This is a genomic window from Sphingomonas sp., assembly GCF_964263785.1.
Classification (GTDB): Bacteria; Pseudomonadota; Alphaproteobacteria; order Sphingomonadales; family Sphingomonadaceae; genus Sphingomonas.
Genome location: NZ_CAXVWL010000030.1, coordinates 1 through 16,432 on the forward strand (window position 1 = coordinate 1; position 16,432 = coordinate 16,432).

Here is a 16,432-nt window from a genome sequence, read left to right on the forward strand (position 1 = left end):
TATTCCGAACCAAGGGGCAGATTCCCACGCGTTACGCACCCGTGCGCCACTAGACCCGAAGGTCTCGTTCGACTTGCATGTGTTAGGCATGCCGCCAGCGTTCATTCTGAGCCATGATCAAACTCTCAAGTTTATGTACGATACGACCGAGGTGGAATTCCCTGATCGAACCGCTCATTTTCAGGAGCCTGTTCCTGCACTTCACATATTTGTGGATATGTAAGAGGACATATGAACAGGCTTGGCTTTAACCGAGTACCCGACGCCTGAAAGCCGCCGAGACCCGGAGCCGCCGCCCACATGTCCCTTCATCTTGACCAACAATGTCAAAGAGCGCAAAGCACCGACGCCTTCGCTCAACCCCTTTTACCGGGTTGGCGTTGCGCCGGGGATTTGGTGACCGTCAGAAGCAAACCGTGTGGTCCGTCGCTGCGGTGACACCCCTCTAGGCGGGGTCTCCAACACCGTCAAACACTTTTTGCAGATTTGTGGCACTTTTTGCCAAAACCCGCAGAAAACCGCGCCTTCACCCGTTGTGAACACGCCCTGGGTATAGCGAATCGCATGACCGACGCCGTCCGAAACGCGAATCATGACGAGCCACGCCCGGGTGGATCGCTCGGATCGCAGGTACGATCCGCGATTCTATGGCGGTCGGGGAGCCAGATCCTCGCGCAGCTCGTGCAATGGGGCGCCACCTTCCTGGTGATCCGCATCCTCAGCCCCACAGACTATGGGCTGTTCGCGATGACCCAAGTCGTGCTGACCTTCCTCAACATGCTCAACGGCTACGGTCTCGCCAGCGGCCTCGTTCGCCAGCCGGAGGTGACGACGCGGCAGATCCGCCAGCTGTTCGGGATGCTGATCGTGCTCAACGCCACGCTGGCGATCGGCCAGCTCGCACTCGCTCCGCTGGCCGCGCGATATTACGGTCACCCGATCGTCGCGGACATGCTGCGCGTCCAGGCGCTGCTCTATCTGACGACTCCGTTCGTCGCACTGCCCTATGCGCTGCTCAGCCGGGCGATGGATTTCCGCCACCAGGCAACCGCGAACATCGTCGCCTCGATCGCGAGCGCCACCGCGGCGCTTGGGGGTGCAATGGCGGGGCTCGGCGTGTGGACGCTGGTGCTCGCGCCGATCGTGCTGTTCGCGGTGCGCGGCGCGCTCATGACGCGCGCGGCGGGGTCGCTGGTGTGGCCGACGTTCGACTTTCGCGGCGCCGGCAGCCTCGCGCGCTACGGCGGGGTGATGGCGGGAGGACAGCTGTTCTGGTTCCTGCAGAGCCAGGCCGATGTGTTCATCGCGGGCAGCGCGTTCAGCGCCGATCATCTCGGGCTCTATACGACCGCGCTGTTCCTGGCGCAGATCTTCGTCGCCAAGGTGGTGCCGCCGCTCAACGAGGTCGCCTTTTCCGCCTATGCGCGGCTCCAGCACGATCCCGCGGAATTGGCTGCGGCGTTCCTGAAAGGCGGGCGCGTGGTGATGGCCGCGGCGATGCCCTTCTACCTATCGCTAGCGGTCGTTGCCGAGCCGCTGGTGCTGACCGTACTTGGCGAAAAGTGGGCGGGCGCGGCGCCGATCGTCCGCGTGCTCGCGCTGGCGATGCCATTCATGACGCTCCAGGTGCTGCTGACCCCGGCCTGCGACGCGCGCGGGCGCCCCGGCATCGGGGTCGCCAACGGTGCGACGGGCGCGGTGATCCTGGGGGCAGCGTTCCTGATCGGGGTGCGGTGGGGGCCGATGGGGTTGGCGAGCGCTTGGGTCGCGGCCTATCCGCTCTACCTCGCGGCGAGCCTGTGGCGGTCGCTGCCGGTGATCGGCGCGCGGTTGCGCGATGTCGCGGCGGGCGTGGCGCAGCCGGTGCTGGGCAGCGCGGCGATGGCGCTGACCGTCGCGGGCGTCGACTCGACCGTCGCCTGGTCGTCGCCGGTCGTCCGATTGGCGGCGCTCGGCGCGGTCGGGGTCGCTGCTTATGGCGCCTGGCTGGCGGCCTTCGCGCGTCCGCTCGTCCGCGAACTCGCGAGCGCGGTGCGTAGATAGCTGCCGGTTCAGCAGCGCTGAACCGTTGGGCTAGACCTGCTGGATGCGTTACTGCTGGATATAGGCGCGCATCGCCGCCGCATCCGCCTCGATCCGGTCGATCCGGTATTTGACAAGATCGCCGATCGACACGAAGCCGACGATCCGCTCCCCCTCGACCACCGGCAAGTGCCGGATGCGGCGCTTCGTCATCAGCGACAGCGCCGCGATCACCGCGTCCGCCGCGCCGACGGTCTGCACCGGCGTGGTCATCACCTCCGCCAGCGTCCGGTCGAGCGCCGCCGCGCCTTCGCGCGCGAGGCAATAGGTCACGTCGCGTTCGGAGAAGATGCCCTCCACCGATCCTTCGCCGACCACCGGCACCGCGCCGATCCGCCGTTCGGCGAGCAGCGCCACCGCCTCGCGAACCGTCGCGGTGGCGGCGAGCGATACCACTTCGCCGCCCTTGCCCTTCAGGATCGCGCCGATCGTCATCGCTATCTCTCCCGTGCTGTGCTTGGCTTGAGAAAAGCACCTTCCGCGCTCAAGGGGAAGCATGGACGAACATTCTCACAAAGGTTTGGGCGACGCCGACTATGCGCGCTTCGCCTGGGCGCGCTTCCGCACCCTGATGGCGTGGATGACGCTGGCCGCGGCGATCTGCGTCGCGGCGACGATCGTGGTGATGGCGCATGTGCAGGGGCCGCTGCATCTGGCGACGATGCTCGGCATCATCGGTGGGGTCGGCGGATCGGTAATGATGGCCGCCGCGCTGATGGGACTGGTGTTCCTCAGCTCGGGGACGGGGCACGACGAGGACGTAGAGCGGATCGACTAGCGGCTGTCGCGCACCACATAGTCGAGCGTTGCGCGCGCGTTGGCGGGGACCGTGATCGTCCAGATCGCCGAGTCGGCGGTACGCGCCAGCCGGGCCTTGCTGCCGATCCGCTCGCCGTCGCCGAGCGCGATACGCCCCTCGTAGTGGATCGCCGATGCGCGGTCGTTGCCGACGATCAGGTGGCAGGTCCGCGACCCCGACCGGACCTGGCCGCAGTCCAGGTCGATGCTCACCGAAAGCACTTCGCCCAACGCGATCTCGACCGTCTCGCCGACCGCACGATCGTCGACATGCGCTTCGCCGAGAAGCCGCTCGCCCTCGAACACCGCGACCGATCCCGCGGGTAGCGGCACGCCGAGTCCCCGCGCTGCGGTATTGCGGGTGCGCAGCGTCAGTACGGGCGCGTTTTCCTGCGCCACATTCTGGCTGACGTAGATGGCGTCGAAGGTTACGCCGTCGCGCACCAGCATCGCCACCTGCTTCTGCGAGCGTGCCGCGACCGTCGTCGGCTCGGGCAGGCGATAGAGTTTCAGGTCGCCGAGGTTCTCTTGGCGGGCGACGCGCTTCATGCCGGTGACGACGATGTCCGAGACCTCCATCATCGGCGCGGGTGGCGGGGGCGCCATCATGACCGGCGGCGGTGTCATGATGCTGCCCCCGCGATACGTGCTTTCGGGCCAGCATCGCAGCACCAAGCCGCCGTCCTCGCGTCCGAGCTCCGGCGCGGCTCGTTCTTCGCGCTTGGGCTTGCCCGCGATCACCGATGTCGCCGCATCGACGAACGGCGTGACATCGCTCGACGCCAGCGTCACCCAGGCGAACAGATCGGCGCGGCCATCGGGGCGCAGGGTGACGACGTAATCCGCCTGCCAGTCGAACCCGCCCGCCAGGTACGACAGCGTCACCGTCGCGGTCGTCGCACGGCGCGATGCGGTGCGGATCGACAGCGTCGGGCGCGCGACCAGCCCGTCGGGCAGCCCCGTCTGGAGGATCGTCTCGGGCAGCCCCGAGCAGCGTAGCGCCTCGATCCCGCCCGCCAGCTGGAGCACCGCCGCGCCCGCCGCGGAGGAACGGATCGTCGCGTGCTCCTCGCGCACCTGCCCGGTCGCCGGATCGGTGCGGCGGACGATCACCCGCCGCCCGAGCGCGCGGTCGTAGAGGGTCCGCGGACTCAGCAGATCGGCGTCCATATTGCGTTCGACCACGCCTTCGGGAAGTCCGGTCAGGATCGCGGTCTCGGCGAAGATGTTGCCCGCGACGCCCTCGAACCGCAGTGTCGCCGGGCCCGCGGGAATGGCGACGGTGCGCGTTTCGGTGACCAGCGCATAGCCCTGTTGGTCGCGCGCCTGCGTGTCGATTGCGCTGTCGGAGGCGCGGTTCGGCGCGCGGTAGACGGTGAGCACGACGCTGGCCGGCGCTGCCGATACTATCGTCGCCTCGGGCACTTGCCCCGCCAGCAACGCCAGCGCGATCAGCATGTCAGTACCGCGTGTCGAAGGTCGCGGTCACCACCGCCTCGCCGTTGGCGGGGACCGCCACCCGCCACACCGCCTCGGACGAGGACCTCCGCTCCGACTTCTGGCTCTCCGCGACGATGCGGGTGTCGTCGTAGCCGTTGTCGAGACCGGCCTGGACCAGGTCCACCGTCACCGCGCGCGGCGATGCATTGGTCAGCGTGTAGCGCATCGCACTGCGCCAGCGGTCGCCGAGGCGGGTGCGGGTGTCGACAAGCGGGCGGACCTTGACGTCGAATGCCTCGCCGGTGACCAGCGCCAGCGTCGATCCCATCGGAGTATGGCCGATGTTGCTCTCGCCGACGAACTGCGGGCGACCCTGCGCGTCGCGGATGTAGACGCGCACGGTGCCCGCCGGGATCGCGTCGCCCAAACCCCGCCCGGCGCCCTGCGCACGCGCGGTCGAGAAGCCGAGCATGCTCGAGGCGCTTCGCGGCGTATCGGCGGTGCCGAGCCACGCGTTGACGTAGCGGTAGCCGCGGGTCGCGGGAACGCCGTCGACCGACAGGAAGCTCACCTGCTTCTGCTGGTTCGCCGCGATCGTCGTGCGGGCGCCGAGTGGATAGAGGTAATAGTCGCCGAGCCGCGGGCGCGCCGCCGTCTGGGTGCCGGGGCGCAAGACAGGGCGCGAGTCGGCCGGGCGATACCGGATGCCGCTCCGGTCGCCGGTGCCGTCGGCCACCAGCATCGTGTCGGCATCGACGAACGGCACGCTGCTTTCGTTGTTGAGTGTCACCCAGCCCTGGACGTCGATCGTCGACTTCGCCTCGTCGAACAGCGCCACGTAATCCGCCGACCAGCCGAGCCCGCCCGCAAGATAGCTGAGCGTCACCGGTCGCGTCCCCGCCGACTTCGCGTCGAGCGTCACCGACAGCGTCGGCCGCGCGCGAAGCGACGGCGGCAACGACGCGAAGATGACGCGGACCGGCAAGCCGTCGTCGCGCAGCACCTCGATGCGGTCTCCGATCTGGAGCACGACGCCGTCGTTGGACGCGAGCACCCGCGCCTGCTCGCGCGTTTCCGCGCCGGTCGCGGGGTTGGTCCGCACCAGCGTGATCGTCTGGCCGACCGCTTTCTCCATCAGCGCTTGCGGCGAAAGCAGGTCGTAATCGTAATTCTGCTCGACGATCTCGGTCCCCTGCGCCTCCAGCCGGACGGTGTTGGCGCGGATGGTGTTGGCGACGTCGAGGAAATCCTGCCGCGACACGCCCGCGGGCAGGGTCAGCGTGCGGGTGTCCTGGATCAGCGCGGTGCCGCTGGCGTAGATGGTGACCGCGACCCGCCCCTGCGCGCTGCGGCCGGGGAGTTGGGCCTGCGGGGGCGCAGGTGCGGGCGTAACTTGGGCCGGCAGCGCCGCGGGCGCGGCGACCGCGGCCGACAGCGCGAGCGCCGTCTTCGTCATCGCCCGCATTCTTGCCCCCTGTTCCCGCCGTATCGAGGGCAGGCTAGCGGCTGCGGGTGACACGGGCAAGCCAGACGAAAAAGGCCGGCACCGCATGAAGCGGGCCGGCCTGTTCGTCATCTTGCCGGGATCACTCCGCGGCGGGCGGTGCCTCGGCCACAGTGCGGACGCGGCGGCGGCGAGGCTTTTCCTCCGCTGGGCTCTCGTCCGCAGCCGCGACCGCGGTCGCCGCGGGCGCGATGCCGAGCGAGGGCGGCAGCAACGCGGCGTCGAATGCGGCGGGCTCGTCGTCGACGGGGCGCTCGCGGCGCGGACGGCCGCGGCGGCGCGGGGCTTCGGCCTCGGGAGCGGCTTCGACCGATGCCGGTGCCTCGAACACCGGAGCCTGCTGGCCCTCCGCCGGTGCGGCCTCGGGAGCGGCTTCGTCGCGGTCGCGGTCGCGGCGCACCGCGCGCGGCGCGCGGCGCGGTTCGCCGTCGCGGTTCGCCCGGTCGCGATTTGCGTCGTCCCGATTTACGTCGTTACGGTCTCCGTCATTGCGCGGCGCATCTTCGCGCTGGCCCTCGTAGCGCGGCTGCACGGCATCGCGCTGGGCATCCTGCCCAGTGCGCTCGCCACCGTCGTTCTGCCGATTGCCGTCACGCTGCGGACGCGCCTCACGCCGGGGCCGGTCGAAGGTCTGGCCGTTCGGCGCAGTCTGACCGTTGGCCACCCCGTTCTGGCGCTCCCCGTTCTGGCGATCACCGCGGGAATTGCCGTCGCGCTGGTTGCCGTCGCGGGCGCCGTCATTGCGGTCCCCGGGCCGATCTTCGCCGAACGCCTGCTCGCCCGCGCGGATCGGCTCGCCTTCGTCGCCGAACTCGTCGTCCTGGTTGTCGAAGCCGGTGTCGAAGCTGCCGACGAAGGCCTGCGCCTCATAGCCGTCGTTCTGCTGGCGGCGCTGCTGGTTCTGTTCCTCGAACCGGCTGCGCGTCTCGCTCAGCACGCGGAAATAATGGTCGGCGAACTGGAGGTAATATTCGGTGTTGACGCGGTCGCCCTGGCGCTGCGCGTCGCTCGCCATGTTCTTGTACTTCTCGTACAGCTGGCTGGCATTGCCGCGCGCGCGGCTGTCGATGCGGTTGCCGTTGTCGCGGCCGCCGCCGTTCTGGCGCGGACCGTTGCCGCCGCCCCCATTGCCACCCTGGCCGTTACCGCCCCGGCCGCGACGGCGACCGGCTTGCCGATTGTTGATCAAGCTATTCGTCCTGTTCCGAAATGATGGATCGGTCTCGCTTCGTTATCGCGGTGCAATCCCGTTCGCTCGCGGCGCATCGCCATCGAGCGCGTCAGGGCCGCCGGACAGCGGCGGCGTCATGACAAAGGATGCGGGTCGACGCGGCGTGTGCCCCTGTCCGTCCCACTATTCGGCGATGTCGCGTGCCCCTGCGCGACCCATAGCGGGCCGCAAACGCTTTCTACAAGTAAAATATGAGAATTTCGCTTGCGCGTTTCAAGCCGCGACCAGCGCGCGCGGCCGCCCGCCGAGGTCGTGGCGTAGCGCGACCGCGAAGCCTTGCGCGGTCAGCAGCGCGGCGACCGCGTCGGCCTGGGTCGACCCGATCTCCAGGATCGCCGCGCCGCCGGGAGCGATCTGGGCGCGGAGAACCGGGGCGATCGCACGATAGTCGTCGAGGCCGTCGGGCCCTGCGAACAGCGCGGAGGCGGGCTCGTAGAGGGCGACCTCGTCGGGGAGCGCCTCGCCCTCGGCGATGTAGGGGGGGTTGCAGAGGATCAGGTCGTGCGCGCCGCCCGCACCGGTCCACCCGCCGCGCACGATCCGCGCGCGGTCTCTCATCCCGAGCCGTTCGGCGTTGGCGCGGGCGATGGCCATAGCGGCGGCGGACTGGTCGACGCCGATGCCCGAGGCGCCCGGCCATTGGTCGAGCGCGGCGAGCAGCAGCGCGCCCGAGCCGGTGCCGAGGTCGAGGATCGTGCGCGGCGAGCGGTCCCCGAAATGCGCGACCGCCGCCTCGATCAGCGTCTCGCTGTCGGCGCGCGGGATCAGGACGCCGGGCGCGACATGGAGGTCGATCGTCCAGAAGCCGCGGGTGCCGGTGATGTAGGCGACGGGCTCCCGGGCGGCGCGGCGATCGGCGAGCGCGGCGAAGCCGGCGGGCGCGGGTCGGTCGAGGTCGAGCAGCAGCGCGGAGCGCTGGAGCCCAAGCGCGTGCGCCATGAGGAGTTCGGCGTCGAGGCGCGGGGTGGCGGAGAAGGCGAAGCGGGCGGCGGCGTGGGCGAGGGCTTGGCTTGCACTGCATACCTCCCCGGAACGGGGAGGGGAACCGCCGCGAAGCGGTGATAGAGGGGCAGCCCCAAGCCGTGTCGCCCGGAACTGCCCCTCCACCAGCTTCGCTGGTCCCCCTCCCCGTTCCGGGGAGGTATCAGCGTCACCCATCCAACGACGCCAACCGCTCCGCCTCGTCCTGCGCAATCAGCGCGCCGACCAGCTCCTCCATCTCCCCCGCCATGATCTCGGGCAGCCGGTGGAGCGTGAGGTTGATGCGGTGGTCGGTCACGCGCCCTTGCGGAAAATTGTACGTGCGGATGCGCTCGGAGCGGTCGCCCGATCCGACCATCGACTTGCGCGCGCCCGCGCGTTCCGCGTGGAGGCGGTCGCGCTCCAGTTCATAGAGCCGGGTGCGCAGTACCCGCAGCGCCTTGGCCTTGTTCTTGTGCTGCGACTTCTCGTCCTGCTGGATGACGACCAGCCCCGACGGGATGTGAACGATGCGGACTGCCGAATCGGTAGTGTTGACCGACTGTCCGCCGGGCCCGGACGAGCGATAGATGTCGATCCTAAGGTCGCGTGCCTCGTCGATCTTGACGTCGACTTCCTCGGCCTCGGGCAGCACCGCGACGGTCGCGGCGGAGGTGTGGATGCGCCCGCCCGCTTCGGTCGCGGGGACGCGCTGGACGCGGTGGACGCCCGATTCGAACTTCAGCCGCGCGAACACGCCCTGGCCGGTGACGCTGGCGACGACCTCCTTGAAGCCGCCCGCGTCGGAGGACGAGCCGGAGATCAGCTCGACCCGCCAGCCCTGCCCCTCGGCATAGCGCTGGTACATGCGGAACAGGTCGCCCGCGAACAGCGCCGCCTCGTCGCCGCCGGTGCCCGCGCGCACCTCGAGCATCGCCGAGCGCTCGTCGGCGGCGTCGCGGGGGAGCAAGGCGAGCGACAGGCGGCGGTCGGCGGCGTCGAGCAGGCGGCCGTTGTCGTGCAGCTCCTCGGCGGCCATCGCGCGGAGCTCGTCGTCGGCGTCGTCGGCCATATAAGCGAGGCTCTTCGCCTCCGCGCGCAGGCGGCGGACCTCGCCCGCTGCTGCTGCGACGGGTTCGAGCTCGGCGTACTCCTTCGACACCGCGACGAAGCGGTCGGACGGCAGGTCGCCGGTCGCCATGAGGGCCTGAAGCTCGTCGCGGCGCGCTTCGATCTGGGCGATGCGTTCGGGGGAGATGGTCATGACGAGCGCTTGCTCGTCACCCCGGCCTTGAGCCGGGGTCCCGCTTCTTCTGCTTCCGCACCGGTCAAGGCAGCGGGACCCCGGGTCAAGCCCGGGGTGACGAAAGTGGCGCAAAAAGTCATGTAGCTCATGGCGTGTTGAAGCCCTCGCTACCAATGCTCCACCCGAACCGCTCGCCCAACGCCTCCTGAACGCGCTTGGTGACTTCGTGCTGTTCCTTATTGTTGTAGCGAGTGCTGTAGAAGCTGAGATGCAGCGCACCCATCGGGTGTTGAGAATCCCTGAGAAACAGCTTTATCATCGGGTCGTCACGGTTAACCGCTTCACTGCGCTTCTTCGAACTGCCCCGGAACGTTACTTGAGTCGAAAGTCCTTCACGGCGGAGAAGCGCAGCCGCTTCGATAGCGGCTGACTCCATCGCTGGCGTATCGGGAATTACCGCAACGAGCGGCCTTTCTGCACCACGTTCTTCTACCAACATCGCCAACCGCTCCACCCCCGCCGCCCAACCGACCCCCGGCGTCTCCGGCCCACCAAGCGAGCCGATCAGCCCATCGTAGCGCCCGCCCGCGAGCACCGTGCCTTGCGCCCCAAGCCGGTCGGTGACGAACTCGAACGCGGTGTGGCGATAATAGTCGAGCCCCCGAACCAGCCGCGGGTTGCGCGTCCACGCCACCCCCGCCGCGTCGAGCCCCGCTGTCACCGCATCGAAGAACGCCCGCGCATCCGCCGTCAGATACGCATCGATATCCGGCGCGGCGTCGGCGATCGGGCGGTCGCGTGGGTCCTTGCTGTCGAGGACGCGCATCGGGTTTTTGTCGAGGCGCTTGAGGCTGTCCTCCGACAGCTCGCCCCGGTGCGCCTCGAAATGCGCGACGAGCGCCGCCCGCCACGCGTCGCGCGTCTCCGCATCGCCCAGCGTGTTCAGCTGCAGCGTCACCCCCTCGATCCCCAGCTCGCGCAGCAACTGGTCCGCCAGCACCAGCAGCTCGACGTCCGCCGCGGGTTCCGCCGCGCCGATCACCTCGGCGTCGATCTGGTGGAACTGGCGGAACCGCCCCTTCTGCGGGCGTTCGTAGCGGAATACCGGGCCGCTGGTCGCCAGCTTCAAGGGCGCGTACTGCTGCCAGCCCTCGGTCAGATACGCGCGCGCGATCCCTGCGGTGAATTCGGGACGTAGCGTCAGCGAGTCGCCGCCGCGGTCCGGAAACGTGTACATCTCCTTCGACACCACGTCGGTCGTCTCGCCGATCGAGCGCGCGAACACCTCCGTCGCCTCGAACACCGGCACGTCGACCCGCTCGAAGCAATAGAGCGCACGTACCCGTTCGAAGGTGGCGAGCACATGCGCGTGCCGCCGCTGGTTTTCGCGAAAGATGTCCTGCGTTCCGCGGACGCGGTTCGGTGTCTGGGTCGTGGCCATGTGGCGCGGGTATCTAGTGGAGGCAGCCGACAAGCGCTAGGCATGCGGCATGAGCGACCAACCGATGTCGATGAAGCTGGGCCACCGCATCGCGCCACCGCGCTTCCTGTTGTTCGTCCTCGTCTTCGCGGCGGGACTCGCTGCCGGCATCCCCGCCTTGGGCTCGGGGCGCGGCACGATGGCAGCGTTCGACGTCGCCGCTGCGGTGTTCCTCCTCGCGGTCGCAACGCTGCTGCGGCGCGGCGAGGCCGATCAGATGCGCCGCGCGTCGGAGGCCAACGACGCCAACCGCGCGGTGCTTCTGGGGTTCAGCGCCGTTACCTCCGTCGTCATCCTGGTCGCGGTCGCGGGCGAGGCGAAGGGCGCGAACGACGCGGTCGCGATCACCCTGATCATCGCGACGCTGGTGCTCGCGTGGCTGTTCTCGAACACCATCTACGCGCTCCACTACGCGCACCTCTACTACCTCGACGGACGCGACGGCGACGATGCGGGCGGGATCGACTTCCCCAAGTGCGACGAGCCCGATTACTGGGACTTCCTGTATTTCAGCTACACGTTGGGCATGACGTTCCAGACCTCGGACGTCGACATCACGTCGCGCCACATCCGCAAGGTCGCGATCGGGCATTGCCTGGCGGCCTTCGTGTTCAACCTGGGGGTGCTGGCGTTCACGATTAATGTTCTTGGCAGCTAACGCCGCCGGGCAACGTTCTTGGGCGGCGGATGCCGCGGGGCAATGTGCTGGGTGGATAAGCGACTGGACGGCTGACCTTTTGGCGGATTAAGCGCGTGCGCATGATCCGTTCGCTTATCGCCGCCTCGCTCCTGATCGGCACAGTTGCTGTTGCCCAGGTTCCGCCGGGCAATTCCGCACCGCAGCCGGTGCCGTTCGCCGACACCATCCCGGCAGCGCGAGACGTCGCCTATCCGGGCACGCTGACGGTCGACGTCGATGCGACCGACACGGCACGCGGCATCTTTCGGGTACGCGAGACCATTCCCGTCGCGCAGGCCGGGCGCATGACGCTGCTGTTCCCCAAGTGGCTCCCGGGGGCACACACGCCCCGCGGCGAGATCGAGAAGCTGGCGGGCCTCGTCGTCCGCGCGAATGGCCGCATCCTGCCGTGGACACGCGATACCGTCGACGTCTTCGCCTTCCACGTCGACGTGCCCAGCGCCGCGCGCAAGATCGACATCGAGTTCCAGTTCCTGTCGGCGACCAAGGCCGACCAGGGCCGCATCGCCGCGACCCCCAACATGGTCAGCCTCCAGCCCAATTCGGTCAGCCTCTACCCCGCGGGCTATTTCACGCGCCGGATACCGGTGAAGTTCACCGCGCGCTTCCCCGCCGGCTGGACCGCCGCGGGCGCGCTGAAAGCCAAGGCGACTTCCGGCCCGGACGGCGTGACCTATGCCTATGAGCCGACCAATTATGAGGTGCTGGCCGATTCGCCGATCCTGGCAGGCAAGTACGGCAAGACCTGGGCGCTCTCCCCGCGCGTCAACCTCAACGTCTTTGCGGACAGTCCCGATAATCTCGCCGCGACTCCCGAGCAGATCGACGCGCACAAGCGGCTGGTCGAGCAGGCTGTAAAAACCTTCGGTGCGCAGCATTACGACCATTACGAATTCCTGCTGTCGCTCAGCGACCAGCTCGGCACGATCGGTCTCGAGCATCACCGGTCGTCCGAGAACGGCGCGCCCACCGGCTATTTCACCGACTGGGCGAACGGCGCGGTGCGGCGCAACCTGCTGCCGCACGAGTTCACGCATAGCTGGGACGGCAAGTTCCGCCGCGGCGCGGACCTGTGGACCCCCGACTTCCGTACGCCGATGCGCGATTCGCTGCTGTGGGTATACGAGGGGCAGACGCAATTCTGGGGCTATGTGCTCCAGGCGCGATCGGGGCTGGTGTCCAAGCAGGACACGCTCGACGCGCTGGCGGCGATCGCCGGAACGTACGACCTCGCGCCGGGACGCCAGTGGCGGCCGCTGATCGACACGACCAACGACCCCATTATCTCGCAGCGTCGTCCGCGAGGCTGGACGAGCTGGCAACGATCGGAAGGCGATTATTACAACGAAGGCCTGATGGTCTGGATGGAGGTCGACGCCATGCTCCGCCAGAAGTCGGGCGGAGCCAAGTCGATCGACGATTTCTCGCGGGCGTTCTTCGGCGTGCGCGACGGCGACTGGGGCGAGCTGACCTATACCCTCGACGATGTCGCCGCGACGCTGAATGGGATCGTGCCGTTCGACTGGGCGGGGTTTCTCAAGACGCGGCTCACGGAGACAGGCAAGCCCGCTCCGGTGCAGGGCTTCGCGATGAACGGCTACAAGCTCGTCTACACGCCTGTGCCGACCCCGTACTTTACCCAGGCGGAGAAGGCGCGCGGTACCGATGCCAGTTATTCGATCGGTCTCGTCGCCGACAAGGACGGTATCGTCACCGCGTCGATCTGGGAGAGCCCCGCGTTCAAGGCAGGAGTCGACGTCGGCACCACGATCGCCGCGGTCAACGGCCAGGCCTGGTCGCGCGACCGCCTGCTCGCCGCCATCGCCGCGGCGCAGGGCACGAAGGAGCCGATCCGGCTGCTGCTGAAGGACGGCGACCGCTACCGCGACGTTGCCATCGACTATCACAGCGGCCCCCGCTATCCGCGCTTCGAGAAGGTGGGGACCGGCGACGGCGGGCTCGACCGGTTGCTCGCGCCGCGTTGACCCGCGGCATCATCACAGGAAGGCCTGCATGCGCATCGACTTGATCCCGGTCGGCAAGAACCCGCCCGACGACCTGAACGTCATCATCGAGGTGCCGACCGGCGGCGAGCCGGTGAAGTACGAGTTCGACAAGGCGAGCGGCGCGCTGTTCGTCGACCGCATCCTCCACACGCCGATGCGCTATCCGGCCAATTACGGCTTCGTTCCGCATACGCTGAGCCCCGACGGCGACCCGCTCGACGCGCTGGTGATCGCGCGATCGCCGTTCATCCCCGGCTGCGTCGTCCGCGCACGCCCGATCGCGGTGCTGAACCTGGAGGACGAGGCCGGCGGCGACGAGAAGCTCGTCTGCGTCCCCGTCGATTCGGTCTTTCCCTATTACTCCGACGTCGGCGGCCGCGCCGACATGCCCGAGATCGTCTTCGAGCAGATCGAGCATTTCTTCACCCACTACAAAGACCTGGAGAAGAAGAAGTGGGTGCGCGTCGGCGTCTGGGGCGATGCCGACGAAGCCCGCCGCATCACCCTGGAGGCGATCGAGCGCTACGACGCGGCCAAGGCGGCCGACGGCGATCCGCATGACAAGGACGAGGTCGCCGGGCGGGCTTAGAGTCTAGCGCCGCTTGGCGCACCCTCGCGCACCGGCGGCAAGCCCCAGCGCTGCCCAGCGTCGCAGCGCGTCGGCATCGTCGTAGCATTCGTCGGGCGCGCGGCGGTAGTTCATGGTGCCGACCTGCCCTTCGCCCTTGTCGTAGGTGAAGCGCGTGCAGCCCGCGGCATCCCACTCGGCGTCGCTGCTTGCGTCGGCCTTGAACCACAAGGCATCCGCCGCGACGATGGCGAACACCACGCGGTCGCAGTAAAGCGTCGCGCCGCCCATCATCGCACGGTGGGTGACGGTGCCGGCCGGCTCCATCGCCTCCGCCACGCAGGCGACCAGACCGGCGTCAAAGGCCATCAGCCTGCTCGCCCCGCGAGCCGCCGAAGCGCGTCGCCGGTCACGCGCTGGATCGTCCATTCCTCCATGCCGACCGCGCCGAGGCTGCGATAGAAGCGCACCGCGCCCTCGTTCCAGTCGAGCACCGACCATTCGAAGCGCACGCAGCCGCGGTCGAGCGCGAGCGCAGCCAGATGCTGGAGCAGCGCTCGGCCCACCCCGCGCCCACGCGCCTCGGGGGTGACGTACAGGTCTTCGAGATAGAGCCCGCGCCGCCCGGTCCAGGTCGAGAAATTGTGAAAGAACAGCGCGAAGCCCACCGCCGCGCCCTCCCGCTCGGCGACGACCGCTTCCGCCGCGGGATGCGCGCCGAACAGCGCTTCGCCGAGCGTCACCTCGGTCGCCTCCACGGCGTCGGGCTCGCGCTCGAACGCGGCGAGATCGCGGACGAAGCCGAGGATGGTCGCAACATCGGCGGGCGTGGCGGCGCGGACGATCATGCCGCCGCCTCGACGCCTGCGCCCGCGATATCGCGGCAGCGCGCGGCATAGAGGCAAGCGGCGACGATCAGCCCGGCACCGGCGAGCGTTACCAACGACACCCGCTCGCCGAACACCACGAAGCCCAGCACCGCGGCGTAGATGAAGGATGTGTATTCGGTGGTCGCCAGATAGCCGGTGTCGCCGTGGGCATAGGCCCAGGCGAGCAGCAGCAGCGACGACGTCCCCAGCGCCGCGCCGATGACCAGCTTGGGCCATGAGTCCGCGCCGGGCACGACCAGGAACCACGGCGCCGCGCAGGCGAGCAGCAGGGTGACGACGCTCGACTGGAAAAACGCGATCTCCTGCGGCCGTGCCGCCTGCGCCTGGACGCGCGCGATGACGAGATTGACCGCATACAGCACTGCCGACACCAGGATCGCGACCGATCCGTGGAGCGCCTCCGGCCCCAGCGCCATCCGCGACTGCGCCGCCAGCACCACCAGCACCCCGCCGAACGCCACCGCCGAAGCGACAACGACCCGCGGCCCCACCCGCTCGTGCAGCACCCATGCGCCGAGCAGCAGCGCCAGCAGCGGCGCGATGTAGGTCAGCGCGATCGCCTGCGCCATCGGCACCCGCGCCAGCCCCCAGAAGAACAACGTCGCCATCGCCGCGGTCACGCAGCCGCGCGCCAGATGCAGCCGCATTGCCCGCCGACTTGGCCATCCGCCCCCGCTCCCCCGCCACACGACCGCGCCGAACCCCGCCCCGATCATCGTCCGCCAGAACAGCGCGTTGTAGACGCCGATGCCGAGCACCAGCGACTTCATGAACGCATCCATGATCGAGAACAGCCCGATCCCGCCTGCGGCGATGCCGAAGGCGAGCGCGGGGGAGACGGAGCGTCCGGAGGTCAACGGATCAGCCAAGCTGTTCAGACGCCGCACCCAGGCGCGCCAGCCGCAGCAGTTCGGGAAGCGCCGTGCGGACCGCCGCGATCAATTCGGCATTCTCCCGATCGCGGCCATCTTCGGGCATGACGTACGTCGGGTGTTGGATCAGCGTTGCCGCGACAACGCCGTGGTAGTCCGAATCGGTCAGATCGTCGTTGTCACCGGACGTGTTCGGCTTGGTGGCGACCGCGGTTGCACACATTGCAAAATCATCATCCATAGCGCGCACGTACCAAGGGCCGGGTGTGGCGCCTTGGTCGAGCGCCTCAAGAGCGGAAAGGTCGATCGGCTGGGCCATGCCGAACGCATACGCTGCTATCCGTATTGAGGCTACGGCTGCGCGGGCGGCGGCTCGCTGACGAATCCGATGTGACGGTAACCAAGTCGTTGGAGCGTGTAGATGAAGCCGCCGACACAGCGATACGGCGTGTCCACATCGTTCACCAGGACGATCGTCGCACGTCGGTTCGGCAGCGCTTGTTTGATGACCTGCTCGTACGATTGCTCATCCATCGTTCTTGCGGGTGCAGAGCCGACCTGGATCGTCGCCAGCTTGCCTTCGGGAGAGCAGGTTATCGCGACGCGCACTTTTTCGTGCCCGGCGGCCGACGTGACCACCGCCACCAGCAGCAGC

Annotated in this window: 17 protein-coding genes and 1 rRNA gene; 5 read left to right on the forward strand and 13 right to left on the reverse strand. The window is 68.6% G+C overall.

Annotated elements, in window-relative coordinates:
• Positions 1-133 (reverse strand): 16S ribosomal RNA (locus tag ACE5C1_RS04650); the annotation flags it as partial.
• 431 nt (positions 134-564) lie between these two features.
• On the opposite strand from ACE5C1_RS04650, the gene ACE5C1_RS04655 reads away from it, so the two are divergent.
• A complete protein-coding gene (locus tag ACE5C1_RS04655; protein ID WP_374942896.1) occupies positions 565-2,043 on the forward strand; it encodes a lipopolysaccharide biosynthesis protein in 1,479 nt (492 codons plus the stop codon).
• A 48-nt stretch (positions 2,044-2,091) separates the two neighbouring features.
• Here ACE5C1_RS04655 and ACE5C1_RS04660 read toward each other — a convergent pair whose 3' ends face one another.
• Positions 2,092-2,517, reverse strand: coding sequence for a CBS domain-containing protein (locus ACE5C1_RS04660; RefSeq protein WP_374942897.1), 426 nt, complete (start codon positions 2,515-2,517; stop codon positions 2,092-2,094).
• Positions 2,518-2,578: 61 nt separating this feature from the next.
• Between ACE5C1_RS04660 and ACE5C1_RS04665 the strand changes: the two genes are divergently transcribed.
• A complete protein-coding gene (locus ACE5C1_RS04665; protein ID WP_374942898.1) occupies positions 2,579-2,860 on the forward strand; it encodes a hypothetical protein in 282 nt (93 codons plus the stop codon).
• On the opposite strand, the gene ACE5C1_RS04670 is transcribed toward ACE5C1_RS04665, so the two are convergent.
• The 6 genes from ACE5C1_RS04670 to hisS form a co-directional block, all read right to left on the reverse strand.
• The gene (locus ACE5C1_RS04670) at positions 2,857-4,338 is read right to left on the reverse strand and encodes a DUF4139 domain-containing protein (protein WP_374942899.1); all 1,482 of its coding nucleotides are present in this window, start codon (positions 4,336-4,338) and stop codon (positions 2,857-2,859) included. The genes ACE5C1_RS04665 and ACE5C1_RS04670 overlap by 4 nt on opposite strands.
• Before the next feature lies 1 nt (position 4,339).
• Positions 4,340-5,776 carry a DUF4139 domain-containing protein gene (locus ACE5C1_RS04675; protein WP_374942900.1) on the reverse strand — a complete coding sequence of 479 codons (1,437 nt, stop codon included), beginning with the start codon at positions 5,774-5,776 and terminating at the stop codon, positions 4,340-4,342.
• A gap of 130 nt (positions 5,777-5,906) precedes the next feature.
• Positions 5,907-7,013 carry a DUF4167 domain-containing protein gene (locus ACE5C1_RS04680; RefSeq protein ID WP_374942901.1) on the reverse strand — a complete coding sequence of 369 codons (1,107 nt, stop codon included), beginning with the start codon at positions 7,011-7,013 and terminating at the stop codon, positions 5,907-5,909.
• 255 nt (positions 7,014-7,268) lie between these two features.
• Positions 7,269-8,162, reverse strand: coding sequence for a peptide chain release factor N(5)-glutamine methyltransferase (gene prmC / locus ACE5C1_RS04685; protein WP_374942935.1), 894 nt, complete (start codon positions 8,160-8,162; stop codon positions 7,269-7,271).
• A 43-nt stretch (positions 8,163-8,205) separates the two neighbouring features.
• Positions 8,206-9,279: a peptide chain release factor 1 gene (gene prfA, locus ACE5C1_RS04690; protein ID WP_374942902.1), complete on the reverse strand. Its 1,074-nt coding sequence runs from the start codon at positions 9,277-9,279 to the stop codon at positions 8,206-8,208.
• 127 nt (positions 9,280-9,406) lie between these two features.
• Positions 9,407-10,702, reverse strand: a complete 1,296-nt coding sequence (hisS, locus tag ACE5C1_RS04695; protein WP_374942903.1) for a histidine--tRNA ligase — start codon at positions 10,700-10,702, stop codon at positions 9,407-9,409.
• A gap of 49 nt (positions 10,703-10,751) precedes the next feature.
• Between hisS and ACE5C1_RS04700 the strand changes: the two genes are divergently transcribed.
• From ACE5C1_RS04700 to ppa, 3 genes are all read left to right on the forward strand, one after another.
• Positions 10,752-11,399: a DUF1345 domain-containing protein gene (locus ACE5C1_RS04700; protein WP_374942904.1), complete on the forward strand. Its 648-nt coding sequence runs from the start codon at positions 10,752-10,754 to the stop codon at positions 11,397-11,399.
• A 101-nt stretch (positions 11,400-11,500) separates the two neighbouring features.
• Positions 11,501-13,426, forward strand: a complete 1,926-nt coding sequence (locus tag ACE5C1_RS04705; RefSeq protein WP_374942905.1) for a M61 family metallopeptidase — start codon at positions 11,501-11,503, stop codon at positions 13,424-13,426.
• A 28-nt stretch (positions 13,427-13,454) separates the two neighbouring features.
• Positions 13,455-14,036, forward strand: a complete 582-nt coding sequence (ppa, locus tag ACE5C1_RS04710; RefSeq protein ID WP_374942906.1) for an inorganic diphosphatase — start codon at positions 13,455-13,457, stop codon at positions 14,034-14,036.
• 3 nt (positions 14,037-14,039) lie between these two features.
• On the opposite strand, the gene ACE5C1_RS04715 is transcribed toward ppa, so the two are convergent.
• From ACE5C1_RS04715 to ACE5C1_RS04735, 5 genes are read right to left on the reverse strand one after another with little or no spacing between them, the layout of a single operon-like run.
• Positions 14,040-14,384, reverse strand: coding sequence for a TfoX/Sxy family protein (locus ACE5C1_RS04715; protein ID WP_374942907.1), 345 nt, complete (start codon positions 14,382-14,384; stop codon positions 14,040-14,042).
• On the reverse strand, positions 14,384-14,863 hold the full coding sequence (locus ACE5C1_RS04720; RefSeq protein WP_374942908.1) for a GNAT family N-acetyltransferase: 480 nt from the start codon (positions 14,861-14,863) through the stop codon (positions 14,384-14,386). The genes ACE5C1_RS04715 and ACE5C1_RS04720 overlap by 1 nt, the downstream gene beginning before the upstream one ends.
• Positions 14,860-15,774, reverse strand: coding sequence for a DMT family transporter (locus ACE5C1_RS04725; RefSeq protein ID WP_374942909.1), 915 nt, complete (start codon positions 15,772-15,774; stop codon positions 14,860-14,862). Before ACE5C1_RS04725 ends, ACE5C1_RS04720 begins: the two co-directional genes overlap by 4 nt.
• Complete coding sequence (locus ACE5C1_RS04730) at positions 15,767-16,096, reverse strand: hypothetical protein (RefSeq protein ID WP_374942910.1); 330 nt, start codon at positions 16,094-16,096, stop codon at positions 15,767-15,769. The genes ACE5C1_RS04725 and ACE5C1_RS04730 overlap by 8 nt, the downstream gene beginning before the upstream one ends.
• 32 nt (positions 16,097-16,128) lie before the next feature.
• The gene (locus tag ACE5C1_RS04735; RefSeq protein WP_374942911.1) at positions 16,129-16,422 is read right to left on the reverse strand and encodes a hypothetical protein; all 294 of its coding nucleotides are present in this window, start codon (positions 16,420-16,422) and stop codon (positions 16,129-16,131) included.
• Positions 16,423-16,432: the final 10 nt, after the last annotated feature.

Bases quoted from the DNA above. Each gene is read 5' to 3' on its own strand.
- ACE5C1_RS04720 (WP_374942908.1), bottom strand. From the start codon at position 14,863: ATGATCGTCCGCGCCGCCACGCCCGCCGATGTTGCGACCATCCTCGGC.
- ACE5C1_RS04670 (WP_374942899.1), bottom strand. From the start codon at position 4,338: ATGCTGATCGCGCTGGCGTTGCTGGCGGGGCAAGTGCCCGAGGCGACG.
- ACE5C1_RS04715 (WP_374942907.1), bottom strand. From the start codon at position 14,384: ATGGCCTTTGACGCCGGTCTGGTCGCCTGCGTGGCGGAGGCGATGGAG.
- ACE5C1_RS04655 (WP_374942896.1), top strand. From the start codon at position 565: ATGACCGACGCCGTCCGAAACGCGAATCATGACGAGCCACGCCCGGGT.
- ACE5C1_RS04705 (WP_374942905.1), top strand. From the start codon at position 11,501: ATGATCCGTTCGCTTATCGCCGCCTCGCTCCTGATCGGCACAGTTGCT.
- ACE5C1_RS04730 (WP_374942910.1), bottom strand. From the start codon at position 16,096: ATGGCCCAGCCGATCGACCTTTCCGCTCTTGAGGCGCTCGACCAAGGC.
- prfA (WP_374942902.1), bottom strand. From the start codon at position 9,279: ATGACCATCTCCCCCGAACGCATCGCCCAGATCGAAGCGCGCCGCGAC.
- ACE5C1_RS04660 (WP_374942897.1), bottom strand. From the start codon at position 2,517: ATGACGATCGGCGCGATCCTGAAGGGCAAGGGCGGCGAAGTGGTATCG.
- ACE5C1_RS04700 (WP_374942904.1), top strand. From the start codon at position 10,752: ATGAGCGACCAACCGATGTCGATGAAGCTGGGCCACCGCATCGCGCCA.
- ACE5C1_RS04675 (WP_374942900.1), bottom strand. From the start codon at position 5,776: ATGACGAAGACGGCGCTCGCGCTGTCGGCCGCGGTCGCCGCGCCCGCG.
- ACE5C1_RS04665 (WP_374942898.1), top strand. From the start codon at position 2,579: ATGGACGAACATTCTCACAAAGGTTTGGGCGACGCCGACTATGCGCGC.
- hisS (WP_374942903.1), bottom strand. From the start codon at position 10,702: ATGGCCACGACCCAGACACCGAACCGCGTCCGCGGAACGCAGGACATC.
- ppa (WP_374942906.1), top strand. From the start codon at position 13,455: ATGCGCATCGACTTGATCCCGGTCGGCAAGAACCCGCCCGACGACCTG.